Below are 23,127 nucleotides of genomic sequence, written 5' to 3'. Positions count from 1 at the left end.
CGTACCGGCCGAACTCTCTCCCGGCCGCAGGCGAGGAGGCCCTCGGGGCATGGAGAACGGTCCGCCCCCACACCCTCTTGAGTGGCGCGTTGATCTATCCAGTGCCGAGGGCCGCTTCCCCTCTATCCGGCTGGACCTCGCTCATCGCGACAAGTCCACCTGCTATCCCCAGCCGTCCATCCCAGAGGAGGCGTCCATCGTGCACGAGTGCGAAAGCGAGTCTCAGATACCTACGGTCAGCCGACGGTCCCTACTGGGCACCGCGGCCCTGCTCGGCGGGGCCGTGGGGGCCACCATGCTGCACGCCGAACCCGCCCACGCAAGGCAGCCCACACGCAAGGGCGCGCAACTGGTGCTGCTCGGCACCGCGGGCGGCCCACCGCCGTTCGGCAACCGGACCGGGATCGCCTCGGCCCTGGTCGTCAACGGCAACACCTACCTCATCGACTGCGGGCGAGGGGCCGTCACCCAATACCTGCGGGCGGGACTGACGATGCCGTCGCTGAAGGCCATCTTCATCACCCATCTCCACGCCGACCACATCGTGGACTACTTCTCCTTCCCGCTCCTATGCGCGGGCGTCCAACCGCCCCAGCCCGGCCTGGGCGGCATGGTGGACGTCTACGGCCCCGGCCCCGGCGGCACCCCGAGCGGCCCGATCACCCCCGAAGACCCCGCACCCGGACTGGCCGAGACCACCAGGCGTGCCAACGAGACCTTCGCCGCCTCCTCCAACGCCTTCATCACCAGCCGCTTCGGCATCGACCCGACCTCGATGCTGCGCGTCCACGAGCAGCCCGCCTCCCCCGCCGCTTTCACCGTCATGGAGAACGACGACCTCAAGGTCACCGCCACGCTCGTTCCCCACGGCAACGTGCGCTCGTACGCCTACCGCTTCGACACCGACGCCGGCTCGGTGACCTTCTCCGGCGACACCGCCCTCAGCGAGGCGCTCAACCGGCTCGCCCACCGCACCGACGTGCTCGTCCACGAGGCCGTGGACGTGTCCTGGTTCCGCGCCCAGGGCATGGGCGAGCCCCTCATCCAGCACATGACGAGCGTGCACGTCGATGTCGCCGATATCGGCAAGGTCGGGGCTGCATCCGATGCCCGCAAGATCGTCCTGTCCCACCTGGCTCCCGGGGACCCCACCGTCCGCAGTCACGCCGCCTGGGCCCGTGCCGCCCGCGCCGGCGCGCGCACCGCCGGCTACACCGGACGCGTCATCCCCGGACACGACCTCATGCGCATCCCCCTCGGCTGATCCCCGCGGCGTCCGTGCCGGTCCCACCTGGAAGAGGCGGGACCGGCCGGGCGGCGGTTGCAGCGCACTGATTCAAGCGGCCGATGCAGCGTTCGACCACGTTGCGGCGCCGATAGACGCTCGGGTCGAACACCGGCGGGCGCCCGCCGCGTGACCTGCGGCGGGCGCGTCCGGCCTTCTGAGTCGTCGTGGCCCTGCACATGCGTCAGGACGCGGTCGACGGTGCCGTCGGCGGCCCACCGCCGGTACCGCTCGTACACGGTCTTCCAGTTGCCGTACCGCTCGGGCAGGTCCCGCCACGGGACACCGGTCGCCAGCTTCCACAAGATGCCGTTCAGCACCGTGCGGTGATCGGCCCACCGCCCGCCCCGGCGGGCTGGGAGGGCAAGGACCTTGCCGGCTTCTCAGCCGAGGAGGCCGCCGCCGGTGGCATCCAGGGAGGCTCCGGTGATCCAGCCGGCCTGCTCAGTGGCGAGGAAAACCACGATGTCGGCGACCTCCTCCGGCTCCCCGAGCCGCTTGAAGGCCGACAGCTGAGACATCGGCTCGCGCACCTCGGGCAGCTGGAAGGCCGCGCTGCCGTTGTCCGTGGGACCGGGCAGCACGCCGTTGACCGTGATCCTGCGGGGGGCGAGATGCCGCGCCAGGTGCAGGGTGAGCTGGTCGAGCGCGCCCTTGGACATCGCGTAGGCCAGCTGCTGTGGCATGGCCATCCGGGTGACAACGTAGCCCGATTCCCCTCGAAGTCTTCACCCGAGGGCCCCAGAGCGGCCCCGCGGGACTGACCGGCCCTGGTGGGGGATTTCGGCTGAACGGCCCGCTCCGAGTGGCCTTCGCGGGCCGGACCTCGACCGAGGACAAGCAAGATCCGACCCTGTCGCTACCGCGCCAGCTCGCCAACAGCCAGAACGCGCTGCATACAGCGTTCCCGGGACGAGCCGTGATCGCCGCGCACTTCTACGACATCGAATCCGGACGCAAGGATCTCGCCGCGCGCGGGTTCGGCCGTGGACACGAGCGGTTCACGATCCCCATCCCCCGCGATGGAGGCATACAAGACCTTCTCGGAGAAGCTTCACAACCTGATCGCCGGTTTGATGCGGTCATCTGCGAGTCAGTCGACCGGATCGCGCGCCGGACCTACATCGGTACCCAGATCGAGAACACTCTCGAACAGCTCGGCATCCCTCTATGGGCCTCCGACGAACCGATCAGCGCGGACGGCAAGCGTTCGTCCCAGGTTCTCACACGACGAGTGAAGCAAGGAGTGGCCGAGTGGTACGTCCTGGAGATGCTGGAGAAGGCATGGGGCGGCTTCGAGATCCACACCGCACAGGGGTTCAACGTCGGGCGACCGCCGTATGGGTACCTCGCGCGCAAGGTCCCCCACCCGGTTGCAGCCCGCCGCGAGCAGGGGGCAACCAGGCACACCATGGTCCCTGACCCGTTGCGGGGAGCGGCCGTCCAGACGGTCTTCGAGATTGGTGTCACGGAACGCCTTGGCTACCAGGCGATCGCAGACAGGATCAACCTCGACCCGGACCGGTATCCGCCGCCCGTCGCCATGGCAGCCGCCAGGAGTGTGGGCCGGTGGACCTATTCCTCGGTTCGTGATCTTCTGTCCAACCCCAAGTACACCGGGTACATGGTGTGGAACCGTAAGGCCACCACCTCGGCCGGAGGCAGGAACAACCCGCCCGCGGCATGGGTCTGGTCCAGCGAACCCACTCACCCTGGTCTCGTGAGCATCGAGACCTTCGTCGAGGCACAGAAAGTGGCGCTGCTCCGGGCACGGTCGCGCAGTCGCCCTGGCGGCAACGATATCCAGGCCGACACTGGCCGACGATCCTACCTTTTCCGCTCCTACATCACCTGTACGCAGTGCGAACGCCGGATGTTCGGCAAGGTCGAGCGGGGGCGGGTCTACTACGTGTGCAGCCCGAAACGCGCGTACCTGCCCGAGGGGCATCCTGCGGTCGTCCGGGTCCGAGAAGAACCCCTCATGATGGGCGTAACCGAGTTCTTCAACCGAGAGATTTTCGGCACCCACCGGCGGGAACGGCTTCAGACGCTCCTCGCGCACGTGGACGATCAACATCTTCACGAGCACCAGGCACGTATGGCAGCCGAAGCGAACACTGTCGAAGACCTGACCCGCCGCCGGAAACGCATCCTCGAACCGCTGGAGCACCTGGACGACCCCACCCCGGCGTTCGTCCAAGATCTCAACCGGCGCGCCGCGCAACTGGCCGCCGACCTGGAGGCCGCGCAGGCCAGGCTACGCGAGCTGCGAGACGAGACCCCGGCTAAGCCCTCTCCCGAGCTGCTGGACCTCTTGCCGACCGGAACGATCGACCTGGAACAGGCACCCGAACACGTGGTCAGGCGCCTATTGGATGTGTTTCGACTTACCATGCGGTACGACCGGCACGCAGGGATCGTCGGCTGCGAAGTCACCATCGCGTCCGAGATCATCGATGCTCAGTACGAAGCGGCATCTGTCGTGGTCGCGACGGACGCACCGGCGCCGCGCGCCGGTCTGTGTAGTACCCCCTACCGGATTCGAACCGGCGCTACCGCCTTGAAAGGGCGGCGTCCTAGGCCGCTAGACGAAGGGGGCCCGGTGTCGTGGCGTGCATGCGCGCCACTCGACCGTGACAAGTGTAGGGGACAACGTGGGCCGTCGCACAAACGGTTATCCCCCGCCGGGGTCGGACGCTCGGGGCGAGGCGCCGAACGGGCTCGGGGACGGGGGCGGGGACGACGGGGTGCGGGACGGCCAGTCGGACGGCCATTCGGACGGGAACGGGGACGTCGGGGAGGACGGGGGCGTGATCGCGGGCGGTCGGGGCTCGATGGGGTGGTCGGGTTCGGGTTCGAGTTTCCGCTCGATGTTCGCGGAGGTGAGCCCGAGCCCGCCGAGGCGCAGGTCGTCCCAGCCCTGCAGGCGTTTCGTGGAGCGGTTGAAGTACAGGACGGACAGTTCGAACGGCGTCGGTTCCTCGTGCTCGAGGCCGCGCAGGCCGGCGGCGCCGGTCGAGCCCTGGACGAACAGGCGGGTGCCGGTCGGGAGGAGTTCGGTCGCGCGCTTGTGGGTGTGCCCGGACAGGACGAGCGGGGTCAGCCCGGAGAACGCCCGGCCCTCGGTGGGGTCGTGGACGACGGCGATGTCGGGGTTGGCGCGCGACTCGCGGAGGGCCTCGGCGAGCACGGCGCCCTCGGCGTAGATCTGGTCGGCGCCGACCGCGTCGCCGCGGGTGGACTTGTCGGGGGTGAATCGGGGGTCGCCGACGCCGTAGACGCGCAGGCCCTCGATCTCGCGGGTCTCGTCGTCCAGGACGATCGCGTTGTCCTGGTCGGCGACGGCCTCGGCGGTGCCCTCGGAGTCGTGGTTGCCGCGGACGAAGACGTAGGGGACGTCGAGGTCCTCGATGGAGTTCGCGAACTCGTTCTCGGGCTCGCTGCCGTGGTCCATGAGGTCGCCGCTGTCGATGATGAAGTTGACCTGGAACTGGGTGGCGACGGAGTCGATCACGTTCCACGCCGCCGGGTTGAGGTGGATGTCGGACACGTGCAGGACGCGGATCGTGGACGGGTCCGGTTCGTAGACGGGGAGGGTGGAGGTCGTGGCGTACAGCTCGGAGACGTTGCCGACGAGCTTGGCGAGCTGCTCGCGGTAGACGGAGAAGCGGTCGACGAGGTTCTGCGCGTCGCCGACGACCTGCGGCGCGTTCGCGAGCAGCCCGGTGTAGCGGGGCTCGCTGATGGCCCGCGGGTTGAACGTCGTCCAGGTCAGCAGGAGGACGGCGGCGATGCCGGTGGCCGCCGAGCTCATGCCGAGCAGGGCGCGCCGCCACGACCGGAAGAGGACGAGCGTCGCGACGAAGCTCGCGGCGAGCGCGAGGACGCCGGCGCGGACGAGGAGGTCCTGGACGCCGTCGCGGAGCTGGCCGGCGATCTGGTCGGTGAGCCGGGTGAGTTCGACGTCGTTCTCGATGAGCCGCTGCGCCTCGTCGGGCCGCACCTCGGTGAGCCTGGCCTCCAGGGCGAGCGGGCCCCAGTGGGTGTCGAGGCGCAGCGCCCCGATCGGCGGCAGCTCCAGCGCCGTCCCGCCGTGCATGGACGGCTGCAGGCTGAGCTGGACGTCGGTGGGGCCGACGGGGGTGACGACGCGGCCGCCGAACAGGAGGCCGATGTAGCCGGCGGCGAGGCCGGCGAGGACGACGGCGGCGACGCGGGACGGGCGGCTGCGCAGCACCCGTCCGGTGCGCCGGGCGCCCGCGCCGGTGCGCCGGGCGGTGGGGGCGAGGGCGGTGCGGACGCGGCGGGCGGCGGGGGAGCCGCCCAGCCGGCCGAGCCCGGCGCCGAGTCTGGACCGGGTCTGGGCCATCGAGGCGCGGACCTTGCGCACAGGTTCCCTTCCTGTCGAGCAGAATGGCCGGTGTGATCGAGTTGTCGCGCGACGCGTTCGAGGACCTGGTGGGCGAGGCCCTCGACACCATCCCGCCCGAGCTGACCGCCCACATGCGCAACGTCGTCATCGTCGTCGAGGATGACGCGCCCGAGCGCGGCCTGCTCGGTCTTTACCAAGGCGTACCCCTAACCGAACGCGGCGACTGGTACGGCGGAGTCCTGCCCGATCACATTTCGATCTACCGCCGGGAGATCCTCCGAATCTGCGAGACGGAGGAGGATGTGGTCGATGAGGTACGGATCACAGTGGTCCATGAGATCGCCCATCATTTCGGCATCGACGATGACAGATTGCACGAGCTGGGCTACTGATCGCGAATTAGTCACGGCAATCAGGCACGGTAGGTCACATAACTGCCACGCAGCGTGAGTTAATGGGAGGGTCACCCAACCCGGGGTGACCCGACCTGGAGCGTGCGTGGCGGGAAGGCAGAGGCGGGCCGGGCGGCACCGGCGCCCGCCGGAGGCGCAGGCGACGTACCGCGAGGTGTTCGCGGTGGGGGAGTTCCGCGCGCTCTGGCTCGCCCAGGCACTGTCGTTCATCGGCGACCAGTTGGCGCAGGTGGCGCTGGCCGTCCTGGTGTACGAGCGGACCGGCAACGCGCTGCTGACCGCGGCCACCTACGCGCTGACGTACCTGCCGCCGATCGTGGGCGGCCCCCTCCTGTCGGGGCTCGCCGACGTGTTCCCGCGCCGCACCGTGATGATCGTCTGCGACGTGCTGCGGGCGGTGCTGGTCGCGCTGATGGCGGTGCTGGCGCTGCCGTTAGGGGGGCTGTGCGTCCTGGTGTTCCTGACGGTGCTGCTGGGGACGCCGTTCACGGCGGCGCGCGCGGCGGTGCTGCCGGACGTCCTGGAGGGCGACCGGTTCGTCGCCGGGACGGCGATCAACAACATCACCCACCAGATCACGCAGATGCTGGGCTTCCTGGCGGGCGGCGCGATCATCGCCGCGGTCGGTGCCCGGGAGGCGCTCGCCCTCAACGCCCTGACGTTCGGCGTGTCCGCGGTCATCCTGATCGCCGGGCTGCGGCGGCGTCCCGCGCCGAAGGAGCGGGACGCGCAGTCGCTGGGCCTCTGGCGCGGCATGCGGGACGGCGCGCGCCTCGTGTTCGGCGACCCCACGCTCCGGTCCCTGGTCTCGTTCGCGTGGCTCTGCGCGTTCTACACGATCCCGGAGGGCCTCGCCGCCCCGTACGCGGCGACGTTCGACGGCAGCGCGGTGACGGTCGGGCTGCTGATGTCGGCGATGCCGATGGGCATGGTGATCGGCGCGTTCCTGTTCAGCCGCTTCGTCCGTCCGGCGAGCCGGCTGCGCTCGATGGGGTGGATGGCGATGCTGGCGTGCCTGCCGCTGGTCGGCGCGGGGCTGAACCCGCCGCTGTGGGCCGTGGTGCTGCTGTGGGCGCTGTCGGGCGCGGGCAGCGCCTACCAGCTCGCGGCGAACGCGGCGTTCGTCGCGGCGGTGCCGCCCAGCGGACGCGGCCAGGCGTTCGGCCTCGCCCAGTCCGGCATTCTCGCCGGTCAGGGCGTGGGCATCCTGGTCGGCGGGGCCGTCGCGGAGGCGCTCGGCCCGCAGACCGTGGTCGCGCTGGCGGGCGTCCTCGGGCTGTCGGTCGCCGCGATGCTGACCCTCTCGTGGAACCAGGTCCGCGGCGCGGCGATCGCCGGAACGCACGCCGCGTGACCCCTCAGACGGACGTCGTGTCCTTCTTCTTCGAGCCGACGGCGTCCTTCGCCTTCTGGACGGCGTCCTGGAACGCGGGCGAGTCCCCGGCCTTCTTCGCGAGGTCCTCGGCGATCGACTTCGGCGCGCCCTCGTCGGGCATCAGCAGCCACCCGATCACGTAGAGGGCGATGCCCGCGCCGCCGAACAGCGTGAACACGGCCAGCCCGAGCCGGACGATGTTGGCGTCCACGCCCAGGAACCGTCCGGCGCCCGCGCAGACGCCCGCGATCATCCGGCCGTCGTGGATGCGTCTCAGCGACTTGCCTGTGGTGCTCTTCTCCATGTCCATGCCTCGATCATGCCCAGCGACGGCAAGATCTGACATCCGGATTCGCCCTGATTCACCCCTGAGACTCCCCTGGTCCGGTAGGGGGAGGAACGTCACTTGGCGGCGTTGCGTAGGGTAAATGGCTGAGACGCAGGTCAAGCGATCGTAGGGAGTCGCATGAGAATCGGGATCGTCGGGGCCACCGGCCAGGTCGGGAGCGTGATGCGGGAGATCCTCGCGGAGCGCGCCTTCCCGGCCGACGAGCTGCGCCTGTTCGCGTCCGCGCGGTCCGCCGGACGCAAGCTGCCGTGGAAGGACGGTGAGATCACCGTCGAGGACGCCGCCACGGCCGACTACACGGGCCTCGACATCGTCCTGTTCTCCGCGGGCAAGGGTTCCTCGAAGGAACTCGCACCGAAGGTCGCCGCCGCGGGCGCCGTCGTCGTGGACAACTCGTCGGCCTGGCGGCTGGACCCGGACGTCCCGCTGGTGGTGTCGGAGGTCAACCCGCACGCCGTCGCGAACCGGCCGAAGGGCATCATCGCCAACCCGAACTGCACCACGATGGCCGCGATGCCGGTGCTGCGGCCGCTGCACGACGAGGCGGGCCTCGAAGCCCTCGTCGTCTCGACCTACCAGGCGGTGTCGGGCAGCGGGCTGGCGGGCGTGTCGGAGCTGCACGAGCAGAGCCGCAAGGTCGTCGAGAACGCCGACAAGCTCACCCACGACGGCTCGGCGGTGCAGTTCCCCGAGCCGAACGTGTACGTCCGCCCGATCGCGTTCAACGTCCTGGCGATGGCCGGCTCGATCGTGGACGACGGGCTGAACGAGACCGACGAGGAGCAGAAGCTCCGCAACGAGAGCCGCAAGATCCTCGAGATCCCGGGCCTGAAGGTCTCGGGCACCTGCGTCCGGGTGCCGGTGTTCACCGGCCACTCCCTGCAGGTCAACGCCCGCTTCGCCCGTCCGCTCTCGCCGGAGCGCGCCGCCGAGCTGCTCGCCGCCGCCCCGGGCGTCGAGCTGAGCGACGTCCCGACCCCCCTGCAGGCAGCCGGTCAGGACCCGACCTTCGTGGGCCGCATCCGCCGGGACGAGACGGTCGACAACGGGCTCTCGCTGTTCTGCTCGGGCGACAACCTCCGCAAGGGCGCCGCACTGAACACGATCCAGATCGCCGAACTGATCGCCGCCGAGAAGCGCTGACGCACGCACGCCGACGGGGCCCGTGCACAACGTGCGCGGGCCGTCGGCGTCCCGTCAGGCGCTACGGGCGCCCCGGACCTCGAGGGTCTCCAGGAGACGGGCGGTGCTGGCGGCGATCTCCTCGACGGCACGGTCGAACGCCTCCGCGTTGTGCGCCGCCGGCGCGCGGAACCCGGAGACCTTCCGGACGTACTGGAGCGCGGCCGCCCGAACATCCTCGTCGGTCGTGACCTCGGTGAACGGCGGTCGGAGCGTTTTGATGCTGCGGCACATGCCCCCATTGTGACTCCGGGCGCCGACATTTCGTCCCCGCGACCAGGGACGCAGCGGCGACCCCGGCGGGCGCGCCCCCGACGCCGGTGAGATGCGCGAAGGGCGAGCACCTCGGCAAGGGGAGCCTCGACTCGACCATCCACCTCAGCCCGCCCCCAGCCAGAGCGGACGGGAACCACTGCGATTGCGAGCGAAGCCAAGTTCGAGCGAAGCAAGAACTTGATCGCGCAGCGAGCCCCTCGGGCGAGTCGGAGCGATGCAGCAATCGCACGCAGCGCCCGTTGAAGGAAGGCCCCCTGGGGCCTGACGCCGAGGGTGGTGCAGGCAAACACGTCGGAGCGATGCAGCAATCGCACGCAGCGCCCGTTGAAGGAAGGCCCCCAGGGGCCTGACGCCGAGGGCGGTGCAATAAGGAGGAGGCTGTACGGAACGGGCCGAGAATTCGTCCCGTACAGCCCTCTCCGTGGGCGGGCCCCTGCACACGAGGGGGGCTCGCCGCGCGGCCGGGCGGGGGTCGGCCGCGCTCCGCGCACGTCCGGAGCGGGTGGACGTGCGGCCGGACTCGCCCTCGGCGGTCGCGGGCGCCGTCACGACCGGAGGTCCGTCCCGAAAAGAACATCGCGGGGACGCGCCCGGTGTCAACGAGTCCAGCCGCCGTTGGATTTTCAATCGTTGTGAAAGAAGGTTCTGAAACCTCTGAAACCGCCCGTTGACCTGTGGGTATATCGGGCGGTGGCCGCCGGGCCCGGCGGCTACGGGGCGATGCGGTGGGCGAGCCAGGCGAGGGCCATCGGGTACCGGTAGTCGATGCCGCCGTGGCCCGCGTCGAACAGTTCGAACCGGACGGTGTCGTCCGCGACCCCGGCGTCCCGCAGGGCGCGGCGGAACGCCTCCGCGCCGACGTCGAGGTACCACTCGTCGCGGGTGCCGCCGTCGATCCAGATCGCCCGCTGCGCGCGCATCGCGGCGGCGTGGCCGGGGACCATCCGTACCGGGTCCCAGGCGAGCCACCGCTCCCAGACGTCCTGCCGGAGCACCCCGCTGACCGGGTCGAACGGCAGCTCGGGGGTGCCGTCGTCGCGGGCGGAGTAGCAGAGCGTCATGCCGAGGAGGTTGAGCAGCACCATGTCCTCGGGCCGGGTGAACGAGACGCGCGCGTTGAAGTCGGCCCACCAGCGCATGATGTCGCCGTCGTACTTGCGCAGGTGCCGGACGGCCTGCGGGAACTCGGGCAGGTAGCAGTACTCGAACAGGGCGTCGCCCGCGTGGGTGGCGAGCGCGCCGAACAGGTCGGGGCGCAGCATCGGGGTGATCATCGCGCCGTAGCCGCCGCTCGACTTGCCGCTGATCGCGCGGTGCTCGGGCGCGTCGAGCGTCCGGTAGCGCGCGTCGACCCACGGGACGATCTCGTCGCAGAGGTACGAGTGGTAGCGGCCGGTGCCGGGGGAGTCGAGGAACTGGCTGCCGCCGTGCGCGGTCCACGCGTCCACGAACACGACGATCGCGGGCGGCGCCTCGCCGCTCGCGAACACCGCGTCGGCGGTCTCGGGGAACGGCCGCCGGTAGGGCGTCCGGTTCCGCCAGATCCCGACGTGGCCGGTGAAGCCGGTGATGACGTAGACGGACGGGTAGCGGCGTCCGGGCTCGTCGTCGTAGCCGGGCGGCGTGTACACCAGGACCGGACGTTCGTGCGGATCCCCCAGCGGGTTCCCGCGCAGCAGCTCGCTGCCGACGACGTGCTCCTCCAGGCGTCCGGCGAGTTCCGCCGACCACGGCAGCATGCGCACTCCCTCGTGCAGACTGATGATCGACTTCGAGGGTACGCGCCGGGATGTCACAGATCACGGGGCGGCGTCGTCCTGCCCGTGGACGATTCACCCGGAGACATGGGGGAGGACCTGATGACCGACGAGGCGAGGGACAGGGCGGGGCGGCTCCGCGACCTGCACCGGCCGGGCGACCCGCTCGTCCTGCCGAACGTGTGGGACGCGGCGAGCGCGCGGGTGGTGCAGGAGGCCGGGTTTCCGGCGCTGGCCACCGCGAGCGCCGCGATCTCCGCGATGCTCGGCTACCCGGACGGGGAGGCGGCGCCGGTGGACGAGATGTTCGCCGCGGCCGCGCGGGTGGTCCGGGTCGCGGAGGTGCCGGTGACGGTGGACGCCGAGGCGGGTTACGGGCTGCCGCCCGTGGAGCTGGTCGAGCGGCTGCTGGAGATGGGCGCGGCGGGCTGCAACCTGGAGGACGGCCGGGGCGGCGCCCTCGTGGACCCGGAGGAGCAGGCCGCGTACCTGGCGGGGGTGCGTGCCGCGGCCGGGGACGCGCTCGTCATCAACGCGCGGGCGGACACGTTCATCCTGCAGGCCCCGGACCCGCTGGACGGCGCCCTCGCGCGCGGCCGCCGCTACCTGGAGGCGGGCGCGGACTGCGTCTATCCGATCATGGCGCCGGCGGAGACCGTGAAGGCGCTGGCCGAGGGGCTGCCGGGGCCGGTCAACGTGAACCAGTTCCCGGGGACCTCGCTGGGCGAGCTGGCCGCCGCGGGCGCGGCCCGGATCTCCTACGGGCCGTTCCCGCACGTGCACGCGATGGAGGCGCTGAAGGAGTTCGCCGGACGGCTCCGCGCGGGCGAGGACCCGGTCTAGGGGACGGCCGGGGACGGTGGGGCGCCCGTGCCGTACGGGCGCCCCCTTGCAAGTGGTCACTTACTCGGGCACAGTGGTACGCAGATCGACCTTCCGTATCCCCCGGGAAGTGAGGACCCCCCGAATGCCCGTGACGCAGGAGCAGACGCCCAAGGTCGTCATCGACTCCATCAGCGGCCTGGCCCTCGCCGCCGCGGCCGCGAACGTCGTCATGCAGCTGTCCCGCCTTCCCGTGGGCCACGGCGTGGCCAAGAGCACGGTCGACAGCGGCCGTGTCGACAAGCACCCGATCAAGCGCGCCCGCACCACGCTCACCTACATCGCCGTCGCGCTGCTCGGCAGCGAGGACGAGCGCGCGGCGATGCGCCGCGAGGTCGACCGGCAGCACCGGCACGTCAACGCCAGGGAGCCCGTCCCCTACAACGCCTTCAACCGGGACCTGCAGCTCTGGGTCGCCGCATGCCTCTACATGGGCACCGAGGACATCTACCGGATCCTCTACGGGGAGCCGACCGGCGCGCAGCGCGAGATCCTCTACCGGTACGGCGCCCGCTTCGGCACCACCCTGCAGATGACCGAGGACATGTGGCCCGCGGACCGCGACGCGTTCCAGAAGTACTGGGACGCCTCGCTCGCCGAGATCGAGATGGACGATCTCACCCGCGGCTACCTGCGCGACCTCGCCGAGCTGAAGTTCCTGCCGGCGCCCGTCCCGCAGCTGTTCGGCGGCTTCAACCGCTTCCAGACGGTCGGGTTCCTGCCGCAGCCGTTCCGCGACGAGCTCGGCTACCGCTGGACGCGTCGCGACCAGGCCCGCTTCGACCGGCTGATGCGCGTGCTCGGCGGCGTCAACCGCGTCCTGCCGCGCCCGCTCCGCGAGTTCCCGTTCAACGTGTACCTGTGGGACGTGCGCCGCCGCATCCGCGGCGGCATCGCGATCGTCTGACCGCGCGTCCCCCGAGGCCGGGGACCCGCGGCGTCCGGCATCCGCGCCCGCCGGACGCCGCGGGTCTCCCCGTCAGCGGACGGACGCGAAGAAGCCCCGGAGATCGTCGACGACCGCCTCCGGCTCCTCCATCGCGAGGAAGTGCCCGCCCTTCCCGAGTTCGGTCCAGCGGACGACGTTGTGGTCCCGTTCGGCCCACGGGCGGATCGTGACGTCGTGCGCCGAGACGAGCACGCCGGTCGGCACCGTCGCGGCCTCCGGCTCCCAGCCGCCGCCGTCGTCGCCCCAGTCGCCGCCGTCCTCGGCCCCTCCCTCGGCCGACCAGGCGTTCGCGTTCACGAACTCCTCGTAGTACACCTGCGCCGCCGACGCCGCCGTGCCCGTCAGCCAGTACAGCGACACGTCCGTCAGGATGCGGTCGCGGTCGATCGCGTCCTCGGGGAGCCCGTCCTCCGGCATCGTCAGCTCCTTGAACTTCTCGACGATCCACGCCAGCTGCCCGGACGGCGAGTCGTGCAGGCCGTACGCGACCGTCTGCGGGCGCTTGGAGTTGCACTGCAGGTAGCCGTCGTTGAAGTCCTGCATCCGCCGCCACCGCTCGCGCTCGGCATCCGACAGCGCGTCCATCTCGCCCTCGGCCCCGAGCGGGAACGTGATCATCCCGTTGACGTGCACCCCGGTGACCCGGTCGGGTGCCGCCTTGCCCAGCTCCGGCCCCACCCACGACCCCGTGTCGTACCCGTGGACGCCGTACCGCGCGTACCCGAGCCGCTCCATCAGCTCCCCGAGCACCGCCGCCATCCGCGCGGCGCTCATGCCGGGCCCGGCGAGCGGCGTGGAGAACCCGAAGCCCGGCAGCGAGGGGACCACCAGGTGGAACGCGGCGGACGGGTCCGCGCCGTGCGCGCGGGGGTCCGACAGCGGCCCGATGACGTCGAGGAAGTCGGCGAAGGTTCCCGGCCAGCCGTGCAGGAGCAGCAGCGGGACGGCGTCCGGCTCGGGCGACCGGACGTGCAGGAAGTGGACGTTCTGGCCGTCGATCACTGTCGTGAACTGCGGGTGCTCGTTGAGCGCGGCCTCGTGCACGCGCCAGTCGTACCCGGTCCGCCAGTGCTCGGCCAGCTCCCGCAGGTAGCCGGCGGGGACGCCGCGGTCCCAGCCGACGCCCGGCAGCTCGTCCGGCCAGCGGGTGCGCGCGAGCCGGTCGTCCAGGTCGTCCAGGAGGTCTTGCGGGATGTCGATCGTGAAGGGTCGGATGTCGTCCATGGGGAAGACGCTAGGAAGCGGTTAGGTCCGGATCGGTCCTAACCGTGCGGCAGACTCGAATGCATGCCGACCACCTCCGCGCGGCTGCTGAAACTGCTGTCGCTGCTGCAGACCCACCGCGAATGGTCCGGCGCCGAACTCGCCGGGCGCTTGGACGTGACGCCCCGCACCGTACGCCGGGACGTCGAGCGCCTGCGGGAACTCGGCTACCCGGTGCACGCGGCGCGCGGCTCCGCCGGGTACCGGCTGGGCGCCGGGTCGGCGCTGCCGCCGCTGCTGCTCGACGACGACGAGGCGGTCGCCGTCGCGGTCGGGCTGCGGACGGCGGCGGGCGGCTCGGTCGCCGGGATCGAGGAGACGTCGCTGCGGGCGCTGGCGAAGCTGGAGCGCGTGCTCCCGTCCCGGCTGCGGTACCGGGTGGACACGCTGAACGCGGCGACCGTCCGGGCGGGCGCCCCGCCGGGCCCCGCCGCCGACCCCGCCGCGCTGATGGCGATCGCCGACGCCTGCCGCCGCGGCGAGAGCCTCCGCATCGACTACCGCAGCCCGCGCGGCGGCGACACCGTCCGGACGGTCGAGCCGCACCGCCTCGTCAGCTTCGGCCGTCACTGGTACCTCGTCGCCTGGGATCCCGGACGGGACGGGTGGCGCACCTTCCGCGTGGACCGGCTCACCCCGCGCACCCCGCCCGGTCCCCGGTTCGTCCCGCGCCCGCCGCCGGACGGCGACGTGGCCGCCTACCTGGCGCGGACCCTGTCGGCGCGTGCCTGGCCGGTGCGGGCGACCGTCGTCCTGCACGTCCCCGCCGGCGAGGCCGCCGACCGCGTCTGGCCCGGCATGGGCGCCGTCGAGGCCGTGGACGACCGGACGTGCCGGCTGCACGTCGGCGCCGAATCCCCGGCCGACCTCGTGTGGATGATCACGTCGGTGGGCGTCGGCTTCACCGTCGCCGACGGCCCGCCGGAACTCGCGAACGCCCTCCGCGTCCAGGCACGGCGGTGCCTGGACGCGGTCCGGTGAGCGTCAGCTCTTGCCGAGATCGGGTCGTTCGATCGTCCTTCCCGCGGCGTCCTCGGCGGACTCGCCGCCGTTGCCCGACGGCCGCGTCGCCAGCTCGAAGTCGCCCTTGTGCTCGCGGGAGCCCGCGACGACGGCCTCCTCGAGCACCTCGGCGCCCTTGATCTGCCGCCGCGTCATCGGATCGTCCCGCAGGTCCTTCGCCAGCGCCACGCACAGGACGATCAGCACGATCGTGAACGGCAGCGACCCGATGAACGTGAGGTTCTGGATGCCTTGCAACGCCGTGTCGCCGCCGATCACCAGCATGATCGCCGCGACGGCGCCGGTGAGCCCACCCCAGAAGATGACGATCCACCGGGACGGCGCCGTCGTGCCCCGCTGTGACAGCGTGCCCATGACGATGGACGACACGTCCGCACCGGACACGAAGAAGATCGCCACCAGGATCATCACCAGGACCGACGTGATGCCCGTCCACGGCAGCTCGGCCAGCACGTTGAACGTGATCTGCTCCTCCGAGCCGTCCCCGTACGGGTTGGCGCCGTTCTGCTGCTCCCGGATCGCCACCCCGCCGAAGATCGCGAACCAGATCAGGCTGACCACGCTCGGCACGATGATGACGCCGGCGACGAACTGCCGGATCGTCCGGCCGCGGCTGATGCGGGCCAGGAACATCCCGACGAAGGGCGCCCACGAGATCCACCAGGCCCAGTAGAAGATCGTCCAGCCGGACAGGAACTCTTCCATGTCCGCGCCGCCGGTCGCGCCCGACCGGGACGCCATCTGCCCGAAGTCCTGGATGTAGTTCCCGACCGCCGTGGGGACGAGCTGCAGCATGAACACGGTCGGGCCGACCACGAAGACGAAGATCGCCAGGATGACCGCCAGCACCATGTTGATGTTGGACAGCCACTGGATGCCCTTCGCGACACCCGACACCGCGGACAGGATGAAGCAGATCGTCAGCACCACGATGATCAGCACGAGCACCGTCTGGCTGAGCGACTCGATCCAGCCCGCCTCCTGCATGCCGGTCTGGATCTGCAGGGCGCCGATGCCCAGCGACGCCGCCGAGCCGAACAGTGTCGCGAACAGCGCCAGGATGTCGATGGTCTTGCCGGCCGGCCCCTCGCCGCGCCCCTTCGGGAGCAGCGGCGCGAACGCCGAGCTGATCAGCTGCTTGCGGCCGCGCCGGTAGTGCCCGTACCCGATCGCGAGGCCCAGCACCGCGTAGATCGCCCACGGGTGCAGCGTCCAGTGGAACAGCGTGGTCGCCATCGACGTCCCGATCGCCGCCTCGCTGCCCGCCGCGGCCGTCCCGGGGGGCGGGTCGACGAAGTGGATCAGCGGCTCGGCCATGCCGAAGAACATCAGGCCGATCCCCATGCCCGCGCTGAACATCATCGCGATCCAGGAGATGGTGCGGAACTCGGGTTCGTCGCCCTCCTTGCCGAGCGGGATCCGCCCGTACTTGCTGACGGCCAGCCACAGCGAGAACACGACGAACCCGGTGGCGGCCAGCACGAACAACCAGCCGACGTTCGTCAGCAGCCAGTCGAGCGCGCTCTGCGCCGTATCGCTCAGACTGTCGGTCCAGACGACGCCCCACGCGACGAACGCCAGCGCCACCACGGCGCTGATCCCGTACACGATCCAGTCGGTCCGTGCACGTTCCTCGGTCTTGCCCGGCGGAGCGTCGTGACCCGGTTCTCGGTCGGTCCCGTGATCGGTCATGATCCGAGCCTTTCCCGAGAATCTACGTTCTCACATGAATGCGTTGGTAAAACGTTCTCGCCCGCCGGGTCAGGCTTTCCTGCCGGTATCCCACCCCCTCGCGAAGTTGCTGATCAGCGGTGTGCGGGGGGCTTCGGCAGCGGTTATGACTCGATCAATGACAATTCCATGACACAACGTGTCCGGGCGTGTCGCGCGGGTTGTGGGCGCTGCCCGCCGGGCGGGCCCTGCCGGGCGGGGGCACCGCTCCGCCCGGCGGGCGGGACTCAGAAGGTCACGCGGTGCCTGCCCCGGTACCGCGGGCGCCGCCGGTCGAGCGCGACCGCGGCGGCCGCCGTCCCGGCGGCCGCGAACGCCAGGGCGACCGTCCCCCACGTCGCGAGCGTAGCCACCAGCGCCCCCGTCACCCGGCACCCCCGGCGAGGAAGCGGAGCCGCGCGCGGGCGCCGTCGCGATCGTCCGTCCGCAGCGGGTACTCCACCCACAGCCGGTCCTGCCGGTTCGCTTCGGCGACGCACGCCCATTCCGTCGGCCCGTAGACGACCGTCTCCAGGCCCGTCGCCCGCTCCCGGTCGGGCAGCGTATGCCGGAGCCGGGCCGTCCAGTGCCCGCCGCGCTCGTCGTATGCCGGTCCGTCCCACCGCGCCGATGGTGGGGCCGTACGATTCGTGTCCATCGGGTGTCGCCTCCCAGGGCGTCGCTCCGTAGGCCCCGTCCAGCGCGCTATCGCTGTGCGGGGCCGTCTTCGTTCTCCGCTCACTGTACGCCAAGTGCCCCCACGTGACCCCCGGTACCTTGTGATGCCATGCGGTGACCCCTAGAGCCTAGGCATTGCCCCTGGTCGCCTAGCGTTCTGGTCATGATCGACTTGGACGGCATGGAGCCCCTCCGGGACCAGGTGGCCGCCGTCATCATGGGCCGTATCGTGGACGGCACCTACCCTGTGGGCAGGCGCATCCCGAGCAACCGTGCGATCGCCGACGAGTTCGGGGTGTCCACCAACACGGCGGAGGCGGCGGTCAAGCGGCTACGCGACCGCGGGCTGGTGCAAGGTGTCCACGGTCGCGGCACGTTCGTGATCGCGAAACCGGACGCGCAGCCGCCGGACGGCTGAGGAATCCGCACGCGGAACGAGGCACGCCGCGCGTACGGTAACGGCATGGGCGTTGACCTCGAAGGGGCCGAGCCCCTCTACCGGCAGGTCGCGGCGGAGGTGGAGAGGCGTATCGCGGAAGGCGTCTACCCGGCGGGCAAACGCATTCCCTCGACGGCGGAACTCTCGGAGGAGTTCGGGGTCTCGCGCCGGACCATCACGGACGCGTTCGTGCTGCTCAAAGATCGCGGAGTCGTACGCGGCGTTCAAGGGCGGGGCACCTTTGCTCGCGCGGCCGACGGCTGAGCCGTCGCGCGGGAGGGCGGGGGTGTGGGCGAGGTCGTGGTGTTGATCGGGTTGCAGGCTTCCGGGAAGACGACGTTCTATCGGGCCCGGTTCGCGGAGACGCACGTGCACGTGAGCAAGGACCTGTTCCCCAAGGCCCGCCGCAAGCAGGCTCGGCAGCTCCGGCTCGTCGCCGAGGCACTCGAGGCCGGACGGGACGTGGCCGTCGACAACACCAACCCGTCGCCGGACGAGTGGGCGCCGCTCCTGGACGTCGCGCGACGGTTCGGGGCGCGGGCGTCCGGCTACTGGTTCCCGCCGGACGTCGGGCTGTCGATGCGGCGCAACGCGCTGCGCCCGCCGGAAATCCGGGTGCCGGACGTCGGCGTGTATGCGACGCTCAAGCGGCTGCGCCGTCCGGGACCCGGCGACGGGTTCGACGAGCTGTGGACGGTGCGGCCGGACGGGCGCGGCGGGTTCGCTGTCGCGCCGCTGGAGGGCGGGGCGGATGCGCAACGACGACCTTGAGACGCGGATGCGGGAGCGCGAGCGGTTCCACGCGCTGACGCTGCATCCGGGCGCCTGGGCGATCGTCCGGGTCGACGGCCGGTCCTTCTCGAAGTACACCGAGACCCGGTTCGACAAGCCCTTCGACCCGCGCTTCTCCGCGCTGATGGCCGGTGCGGCGGAGGCGCTGCTGACCGAGCTCGGCGGCCGGTACGCCTACACCGAGAGCGACGAGATCTCCGTGGTGCTCGATCCCGCGAACGAGCTGTTCGGGCGCGAGGTCGAGAAGCTGGTGTCGCTGTCGGCGGGGATCACGACGGCCGCGTTCACGCACGCCGCCGGGGAGCCCGCCGTGTTCGACGGCCGCGTCTGGACGGGCACGAGCCTGGACGACGTCGTCGACTACCTCTCGTGGCGGCAGGCCGACGCGGCGCGGTGCGCGCTCAACGGGTGGTGCTACTGGACGCTGCGCAAGGACGGGCGGAGCGCCCGGCAGGCCACGCGGGACATGCACCGCACGTCCGTCTCGGACAAGAACGAGCTGCTGTTCGCGCGCGGGATCAACTTCAACGACGTCCCCGCGTGGCAGCGCCGCGGCGTCGGCCTGTGGTTCGAGACGTTCGAGAAGGCCGGGCACGACCCGGTCGCGGACGTCCCGGTGACGGCGACGCGGCGGCGGGTGCGGGTCGAGCGCGAGCTGCCGATGCGCGACGCGTACCGGACCTTTGTCCGGGACCTGCTGGTGCGGTAGGAAAACGGCCATGGTGCGTCTTCGCCGGGGTGTCCGGCTGTCCCCGTTGCCCGAGCGGCTGCCGGACGAGGTCGTCCGTCCGCTGCTGGACGCCGTCGAGGGCCTCGCGATCGGCGGCGACGGGCTCCACGTGGGCGACGCCGTGATCCCCCGGGCGCGGCTCGTCCAGGGCCGCCACCTGGCCGCCGGATCCCGGTACCGGGTGGAGCTGCCCGAGCGGGAGGGCGGCGACGGCGGGGTCGTGGAGATCACCGTGGGCTCGTGGGACCGCGCGCGCCGGATCCGGCTGGACGGGACGTTCGAGCTGGACGGGCACGCGGCGACGTCGTCGCTGGAGGCCGACCTGACCGGCCGCCGGATCCGGACGGTCCGCGTCGCCGGCGGCTACCGGGCGACGAAGGGGCGGCTGCGCTCCCTCCGGCGCGCGAGCTGGGAGGGGGAGGCGACGCTCGGCGCACGCGGGGAGATGCCGGAGCTGTCGGCCCGAGTCAGGCACCGGTTCGGCGTCGTGACCGCGGGCGTCGAGGGGGACGGCGGGCGCCGCCGGTGGAAGGGGCGGGTGGTCGCGCGCGGGAGCGGGCGCGGGGTCCTGCGCCCGTTCGCGGCGGTGGGCCTGCTGGTCGCGCGGCGGAGACTGCGGTCCGGGTTCGCCGAAGCCGTGGACGACTTCGCGACTCGGTGGAACGAGACCGTCCCCGGCCTCGCCGAGCGCGACCTGCACGCACCCGCCGTCCCGCTGCGGCACGAGGTCGCGGTGCGCGGGGTGAGCCGGGAGTGGGCCGACGCGTTCGTCGCGGGGCTGCGCGCGGCGGTCGAGCGGCTCGAGTTCAAGCGCGGACGCCTCGTGCGCGACGGCGGCACGTCGGACGACGTCCGGCTGCTCGCCGGGAAGCACCTCGCGTCCGGTGCCCGCTACCGGCTGGCGACCGTCCACGAGAACCCGGTCGAGGCGACGGTCACCGCGTGGGACACAGGCCGGGCCCGCGTCGAGTTCCGGACGGACGACGGCCGGGCCACCGGCTGGTTCGAGCTCCGGGACGGCAAGCTCCGGGTCGAGTGGCGGAGCGGGCCCGCCGGTGACTGGGCCGAACTCGCCGACGTGACCGGCGAACTCGACGCGGACCTGCACGGATGGGCGTCGGGGGCGCCGGTCGTCCGCACCGTCACCCATGCCTTCGGAACCGAGACCCTGTCCTTGAGCTGCGCTCCCGGCGAGGCCGGATGGACGGTTGCCTTTACCGAGACCCAGGAGCCGCGCGACTGGCTGCACCCCCTGTACACGGTGGCGACCGCGTTCATCCCGTTGGGCGACACGTTCGCCGAGTCCGTCGAGGCGGCCGGTGAACGGTGGGACGGCGCCCTGGACGAGGCGGCCGACGACCCTGCCGGGGCCGCGGCCCGGCTGGTCGACGCCGTCCTGCTGCACGGGCTACTTGAGGACTTCCCGCTTCTCCGAGCTGCCCGGGAACACGACGAGAAGGTGCCGCTGGGCGGGATGGACCCATGAGTCGGGCAGGTCGCGGCCGGTCACGTGCACGCGGAGCCGGTAGCGCCCCTGGCCCGCGGCGGTGAGGGCGGGGAACCCGGACGGCGAGCCCATCTGCATGATCGTCGTCCTCCCGTCCGGGCTGGCGAGGCCGACCTCGACCACCCGGTCCCAACCGTCGAGGTCGGGCGGCGGCTCCCGCCGGTAGGCGCGGACGGTCAGGCAAATCCGGTCCTCGGTGTCGGTCGTCACCGTGGCCGTCCCGTCTTGGGTGATCACCAGGTCATCTGTGGGAAAGCCCTCGGAACCCGCTCCTTCGGGGAGTTCGCCGACGTGGTAAGCGCGCATCAGATCGCCCGAGAGGACATCGGTGAACTCGCGGACGGGACGAGCGTTCGCCTCCGGCGCCTGCTGCTCGCAGAACGCCTTGACCTTCGCCCTTCTCCGTTCGTATTCCGCGTCGGCCTTCGCCCGCGCGCGCTCCGCCTCTCGCTGATGCGCGACGGCGACCTTCGGGCACAGGTAGACGTACTCGCGGAATGACGGCATCCGGATGCCCTGGGGCGGGATTCGACGCTCACCGTCGCACGCCCGGCGCCCCTCATCGAGAAGGATCGCGTCGGACGGCTGGCCTCCGGTGAACCTTAGGATCCTGGACTCCGGGTGTCGCATGCTGAAACCGCGCACCCGGCACAGATAGGTGAGCTTCCTTTCGCGCTCCGACATGCCCGCGACGGCTCGCACCGATATCTCGTTCCCTGCCTCGGAGGTCCAGTCAATGTTCCTGCATGCTTCCGGGCTCGACAGCGGCACCGGGGCGTCCCGGTCCCCGGCGACCGCGAACAGCGGGGTCGTGACGAGGAGGGCGGCGGCCGTCCGGACCGTGGCCCTTCCGGGCCGGTGCGTCGCCGCCAGGATCAGGACCAGCGGCACGAGGTCGTACACCTGCCAGAAGATCTGCCTGGTGCCCAGTTGCAGCGGATACCACAGCTCCGCGCACGTGGACCCCCAGCGCGCGACGTCATACCCGAACAGCAGCGGTTCGATCAGGAGGTACGGCGTCAGGAGCGCGATGGCCGCCCACCCGACGGCGCGCCGCCGCACGACCAGCCACATGACGAACGCCGGCAGGACGATCGCCCACGGATGTTGTGGGAAGAAGCCGTAGCCCGGCAATGACCACAGGTGGCCCTGCTGTTGCCAGCCCTGGCACTGTCCGAGCGCGACCATGCCGGTAATGCCGAACCCCAGCTTCTGGCCCCCCGACGGCCCGAACAGCACGTAGCCGAGCATCAGGACGAGCGGTGCCGCGCTCACCACGGCGGCGGCGATCCACAGGCGCTTCTGCGTACGGGGGCTCCACATGATCGCAGGAGCGTAGAGGATGTCCACGACGAAACGAACATCGGGGAGAAATGGCGCTGGGAATCGAGTTCGCGAACGTGGTCGGACGGGTCGCCGAGATGGAACGCGCCATTACCGGTGAGCTGGACGAATTCGCGGGCGCACGGCACAACTACATCGAGGACTCGCACCTTTTCCGCGTCGGTTTCATGAGCACCCGTGAAGCCCTCGACCTCGTCGGCGAACTGCCCGACGGGACGGCCGCGCTCGTGACGTCCGGCGGCCCGGTCCCGGACTGGCTGCGGCGCGGCGAGATCGACGGCATGCAGGCGGTCTGGCACGCCGGGCACGAACCGGGACCGGTCGTCCCGCCCCTGCAAGGCGTGCTCCTGCACGGCCCGTCGAGGCTGCGGGACGTCGTCGTCCGCGACGCCGCGACGACCGTGCGGCGCACGCAGCCGCCGGACGGGGACGGGGGCGGGGACAGCGACGGGCACGAACGGTTCGAGGTCGTCCGGCACGACGGCCTGGTCGATCTCGAGGTGCTCGATGTCCCGGACGGCACGCGCACGTCCGTCTTCCGGGCCACGCGGCGCCCGGAGCGGAACCGCTGCTGCGGGCCCGACATCGCGCTCCTGCAGTGGCTCGACGCGACCCTCCGGGCGGCGGGCGCCCACGGGTGACCGGGCGTCCGCGTGCGCCCGGACGGACGCTGGGCGGCCGGCCGAAGACGCGGTTGTGCGCGGGCGTGCTGGGCACCGCGAACCTGTACGTGGCGTTCGGCCTGAACTCGGTTCGGCACGCGCAGCGGCTGCCGGGCCGCGTGGACCGGCCGAGCGGGCG

The 23,127-nt window shown here is 71.4% G+C and carries 23 protein-coding genes, 1 tRNA gene and 2 pseudogenes; 14 read left to right on the top strand and 12 right to left on the bottom strand.

Annotated features, from left to right (window positions below; all coding sequences use genetic code 11):
• Positions 1-49 precede the first annotated feature (49 nt).
• A complete protein-coding gene (locus F7P10_RS16030; protein ID WP_151010078.1) occupies positions 50-1,264 on the top strand; it encodes an MBL fold metallo-hydrolase in 1,215 nt (404 codons plus the stop codon).
• A 221-nt stretch (positions 1,265-1,485) separates the two neighbouring features.
• Here F7P10_RS16030 and F7P10_RS16025 read toward each other — a convergent pair.
• Together F7P10_RS16025 and F7P10_RS16020 are read right to left on the bottom strand one after the other, a co-directional pair.
• Positions 1,486-1,653, bottom strand: a pseudogene (locus F7P10_RS16025) (transposase); the annotation flags it as partial.
• 15 nt (positions 1,654-1,668) lie between these two features.
• Positions 1,669-1,971, bottom strand: a complete 303-nt coding sequence (locus tag F7P10_RS16020; RefSeq protein ID WP_254716622.1) for an SDR family NAD(P)-dependent oxidoreductase — start codon at positions 1,969-1,971, stop codon at positions 1,669-1,671.
• Positions 1,972-2,555: 584 nt separating this feature from the next.
• Between F7P10_RS16020 and F7P10_RS45430 the strand changes: the two are divergent.
• Positions 2,556-2,981, top strand: a pseudogene (locus F7P10_RS45430) (recombinase family protein); the annotation flags it as partial.
• Between the two features lie 830 nt (positions 2,982-3,811).
• Here the strand turns inward: F7P10_RS45430 and F7P10_RS16010 are convergent.
• Positions 3,812-3,884, bottom strand: a tRNA-Glu gene (locus F7P10_RS16010).
• A gap of 75 nt (positions 3,885-3,959) precedes the next feature.
• On the bottom strand, positions 3,960-5,654 hold the full coding sequence (locus tag F7P10_RS16005; protein ID WP_151010076.1) for a metallophosphoesterase: 1,695 nt from the start codon (positions 5,652-5,654) through the stop codon (positions 3,960-3,962).
• A gap of 53 nt (positions 5,655-5,707) precedes the next feature.
• Here F7P10_RS16005 and F7P10_RS16000 point away from each other — a divergent pair, with 53 nt between their 5' ends.
• Both F7P10_RS16000 and F7P10_RS15995 read left to right on the top strand, forming a co-directional pair.
• Entirely contained in the window at positions 5,708-6,049 is a 342-nt protein-coding gene (locus tag F7P10_RS16000) for a metallopeptidase family protein (RefSeq protein WP_151010075.1), read from the top strand.
• A gap of 106 nt (positions 6,050-6,155) precedes the next feature.
• Positions 6,156-7,424 (top strand): MFS transporter, encoded by a 1,269-nt coding sequence (locus F7P10_RS15995; protein ID WP_151010074.1) that lies wholly within the window; start codon positions 6,156-6,158, stop codon positions 7,422-7,424.
• Positions 7,425-7,428: 4 nt separating this feature from the next.
• Here the strand turns inward: F7P10_RS15995 and F7P10_RS15990 are convergent, their stop codons facing one another.
• The gene (locus F7P10_RS15990; RefSeq protein ID WP_176611489.1) at positions 7,429-7,755 is read right to left on the bottom strand and encodes a PspC domain-containing protein; all 327 of its coding nucleotides are present in this window, start codon (positions 7,753-7,755) and stop codon (positions 7,429-7,431) included.
• Positions 7,756-7,911: 156 nt separating this feature from the next.
• On the opposite strand from F7P10_RS15990, the gene F7P10_RS15985 reads away from it, so the two are divergent.
• On the top strand, positions 7,912-8,937 hold the full coding sequence (locus tag F7P10_RS15985; protein WP_151010073.1) for an aspartate-semialdehyde dehydrogenase: 1,026 nt from the start codon (positions 7,912-7,914) through the stop codon (positions 8,935-8,937).
• A 54-nt stretch (positions 8,938-8,991) separates the two neighbouring features.
• Here the strand turns inward: F7P10_RS15985 and F7P10_RS15980 are convergent, their stop codons facing one another.
• Positions 8,992-9,210: a DUF2277 domain-containing protein gene (locus F7P10_RS15980; RefSeq protein ID WP_151010072.1), complete on the bottom strand. Its 219-nt coding sequence runs from the start codon at positions 9,208-9,210 to the stop codon at positions 8,992-8,994.
• A gap of 752 nt (positions 9,211-9,962) precedes the next feature.
• On the bottom strand, positions 9,963-10,991 hold the full coding sequence (locus F7P10_RS15975; RefSeq protein ID WP_151010071.1) for an esterase family protein: 1,029 nt from the start codon (positions 10,989-10,991) through the stop codon (positions 9,963-9,965).
• 120 nt (positions 10,992-11,111) lie between these two features.
• On the opposite strand from F7P10_RS15975, the gene F7P10_RS15970 reads away from it, so the two are divergent.
• A complete protein-coding gene (locus F7P10_RS15970; protein WP_151010070.1) occupies positions 11,112-11,852 on the top strand; it encodes an isocitrate lyase/phosphoenolpyruvate mutase family protein in 741 nt (246 codons plus the stop codon).
• A gap of 124 nt (positions 11,853-11,976) precedes the next feature.
• Positions 11,977-12,798, top strand: coding sequence for an oxygenase MpaB family protein (locus F7P10_RS15965; RefSeq protein ID WP_151010069.1), 822 nt, complete (start codon positions 11,977-11,979; stop codon positions 12,796-12,798).
• A gap of 72 nt (positions 12,799-12,870) precedes the next feature.
• On the opposite strand, the gene F7P10_RS15960 is transcribed toward F7P10_RS15965, so the two are convergent.
• Positions 12,871-14,064 (bottom strand): epoxide hydrolase family protein, encoded by a 1,194-nt coding sequence (locus tag F7P10_RS15960; protein WP_151010068.1) that lies wholly within the window; start codon positions 14,062-14,064, stop codon positions 12,871-12,873.
• A gap of 63 nt (positions 14,065-14,127) precedes the next feature.
• Between F7P10_RS15960 and F7P10_RS15950 the strand changes: the two genes are divergently transcribed.
• Positions 14,128-15,084: a YafY family protein gene (locus F7P10_RS15950; RefSeq protein WP_176611488.1), complete on the top strand. Its 957-nt coding sequence runs from the start codon at positions 14,128-14,130 to the stop codon at positions 15,082-15,084.
• A gap of 3 nt (positions 15,085-15,087) precedes the next feature.
• Here F7P10_RS15950 and F7P10_RS15945 read toward each other — a convergent pair whose 3' ends face one another.
• The 3 genes from F7P10_RS15945 to F7P10_RS15940 form a co-directional block, all read right to left on the bottom strand.
• A complete protein-coding gene (locus F7P10_RS15945) occupies positions 15,088-16,818 on the bottom strand; it encodes a BCCT family transporter (RefSeq protein ID WP_151010066.1) in 1,731 nt (576 codons plus the stop codon).
• Between the two features lie 266 nt (positions 16,819-17,084).
• Positions 17,085-17,210 carry a hypothetical protein gene (locus F7P10_RS45100; RefSeq protein ID WP_302851470.1) on the bottom strand — a complete coding sequence of 42 codons (126 nt, stop codon included), beginning with the start codon at positions 17,208-17,210 and terminating at the stop codon, positions 17,085-17,087.
• A gap of 11 nt (positions 17,211-17,221) precedes the next feature.
• Entirely contained in the window at positions 17,222-17,494 is a 273-nt protein-coding gene (locus F7P10_RS15940; protein ID WP_151010065.1) for a hypothetical protein, read from the bottom strand.
• 183 nt (positions 17,495-17,677) lie between these two features.
• Here F7P10_RS15940 and F7P10_RS15935 point away from each other — a divergent pair, with 183 nt between their 5' ends.
• From F7P10_RS15935 to F7P10_RS15915, 5 genes are read left to right on the top strand one after another with little or no spacing between them, the layout of a single operon-like run.
• Complete coding sequence (locus F7P10_RS15935; RefSeq protein ID WP_151010064.1) at positions 17,678-17,932, top strand: winged helix-turn-helix domain-containing protein; 255 nt, start codon at positions 17,678-17,680, stop codon at positions 17,930-17,932.
• 45 nt (positions 17,933-17,977) lie between these two features.
• Positions 17,978-18,217 carry a winged helix-turn-helix domain-containing protein gene (locus F7P10_RS15930; protein WP_151010063.1) on the top strand — a complete coding sequence of 80 codons (240 nt, stop codon included), beginning with the start codon at positions 17,978-17,980 and terminating at the stop codon, positions 18,215-18,217.
• 24 nt (positions 18,218-18,241) lie between these two features.
• Complete coding sequence (locus tag F7P10_RS15925) at positions 18,242-18,724, top strand: ATP-binding protein (protein ID WP_151010062.1); 483 nt, start codon at positions 18,242-18,244, stop codon at positions 18,722-18,724.
• Entirely contained in the window at positions 18,705-19,454 is a 750-nt protein-coding gene (locus F7P10_RS15920) for a tRNA(His) guanylyltransferase Thg1 family protein (RefSeq protein ID WP_151010061.1), read from the top strand. Before F7P10_RS15925 ends, F7P10_RS15920 begins: the two co-directional genes overlap by 20 nt.
• 10 nt (positions 19,455-19,464) lie before the next feature.
• Entirely contained in the window at positions 19,465-20,961 is a 1,497-nt protein-coding gene (locus F7P10_RS15915; RefSeq protein WP_151010060.1) for a hypothetical protein, read from the top strand.
• On the opposite strand, the gene F7P10_RS15910 is transcribed toward F7P10_RS15915, so the two are convergent.
• Positions 20,884-22,305 (bottom strand): hypothetical protein, encoded by a 1,422-nt coding sequence (locus tag F7P10_RS15910; protein ID WP_151010059.1) that lies wholly within the window; start codon positions 22,303-22,305, stop codon positions 20,884-20,886. The genes F7P10_RS15915 and F7P10_RS15910 overlap by 78 nt on opposite strands.
• A 50-nt stretch (positions 22,306-22,355) precedes the next feature.
• Between F7P10_RS15910 and F7P10_RS15905 the strand changes: the two genes are divergently transcribed.
• Entirely contained in the window at positions 22,356-22,967 is a 612-nt protein-coding gene (locus F7P10_RS15905) for a hypothetical protein (protein WP_151010058.1), read from the top strand.
• The last annotated feature ends 160 nt before the right edge of the window (positions 22,968-23,127 follow it).

Origin of the sequence: Actinomadura sp. WMMB 499 (genome assembly GCF_008824145.1) — a bacterium.
Taxonomy (GTDB): Bacteria; Actinomycetota; Actinomycetes; order Streptosporangiales; family Streptosporangiaceae; genus Spirillospora.
The sequence above is the reverse complement of the archived record's forward strand: the minus strand, read 5'-3'. Positions and strand labels throughout refer to the sequence as shown.

Coding starts and splice junctions, on each gene's coding strand:
- F7P10_RS16030 (WP_151010078.1), top strand. CDS start 50: ATGGAGAACGGTCCGCCCCCACACCCTCTTGAGTGGCGCGTTGATCTA.
- F7P10_RS16020 (WP_254716622.1), bottom strand. CDS start 1,971: ATGCCACAGCAGCTGGCCTACGCGATGTCCAAGGGCGCGCTCGACCAG.
- F7P10_RS16005 (WP_151010076.1), bottom strand. CDS start 5,654: ATGGCCCAGACCCGGTCCAGACTCGGCGCCGGGCTCGGCCGGCTGGGC.
- F7P10_RS15990 (WP_176611489.1), bottom strand. CDS start 7,755: ATGGACATGGAGAAGAGCACCACAGGCAAGTCGCTGAGACGCATCCAC.
- F7P10_RS15985 (WP_151010073.1), top strand. CDS start 7,912: ATGAGAATCGGGATCGTCGGGGCCACCGGCCAGGTCGGGAGCGTGATG.
- F7P10_RS15980 (WP_151010072.1), bottom strand. CDS start 9,210: ATGTGCCGCAGCATCAAAACGCTCCGACCGCCGTTCACCGAGGTCACG.
- F7P10_RS15975 (WP_151010071.1), bottom strand. CDS start 10,991: ATGCTGCCGTGGTCGGCGGAACTCGCCGGACGCCTGGAGGAGCACGTC.
- F7P10_RS15970 (WP_151010070.1), top strand. CDS start 11,112: ATGACCGACGAGGCGAGGGACAGGGCGGGGCGGCTCCGCGACCTGCAC.
- F7P10_RS15965 (WP_151010069.1), top strand. CDS start 11,977: ATGCCCGTGACGCAGGAGCAGACGCCCAAGGTCGTCATCGACTCCATC.
- F7P10_RS15960 (WP_151010068.1), bottom strand. CDS start 14,064: ATGGACGACATCCGACCCTTCACGATCGACATCCCGCAAGACCTCCTG.
- F7P10_RS15950 (WP_176611488.1), top strand. CDS start 14,128: ATGCCGACCACCTCCGCGCGGCTGCTGAAACTGCTGTCGCTGCTGCAG.
- F7P10_RS15945 (WP_151010066.1), bottom strand. CDS start 16,818: ATGACCGATCACGGGACCGACCGAGAACCGGGTCACGACGCTCCGCCG.
- F7P10_RS15940 (WP_151010065.1), bottom strand. CDS start 17,494: ATGGACACGAATCGTACGGCCCCACCATCGGCGCGGTGGGACGGACCG.
- F7P10_RS15935 (WP_151010064.1), top strand. CDS start 17,678: ATGATCGACTTGGACGGCATGGAGCCCCTCCGGGACCAGGTGGCCGCC.
- F7P10_RS15930 (WP_151010063.1), top strand. CDS start 17,978: ATGGGCGTTGACCTCGAAGGGGCCGAGCCCCTCTACCGGCAGGTCGCG.
- F7P10_RS15920 (WP_151010061.1), top strand. CDS start 18,705: ATGCGCAACGACGACCTTGAGACGCGGATGCGGGAGCGCGAGCGGTTC.
- F7P10_RS15915 (WP_151010060.1), top strand. CDS start 19,465: ATGGTGCGTCTTCGCCGGGGTGTCCGGCTGTCCCCGTTGCCCGAGCGG.
- F7P10_RS15910 (WP_151010059.1), bottom strand. CDS start 22,305: ATGTGGAGCCCCCGTACGCAGAAGCGCCTGTGGATCGCCGCCGCCGTG.
- F7P10_RS15905 (WP_151010058.1), top strand. CDS start 22,356: ATGGCGCTGGGAATCGAGTTCGCGAACGTGGTCGGACGGGTCGCCGAG.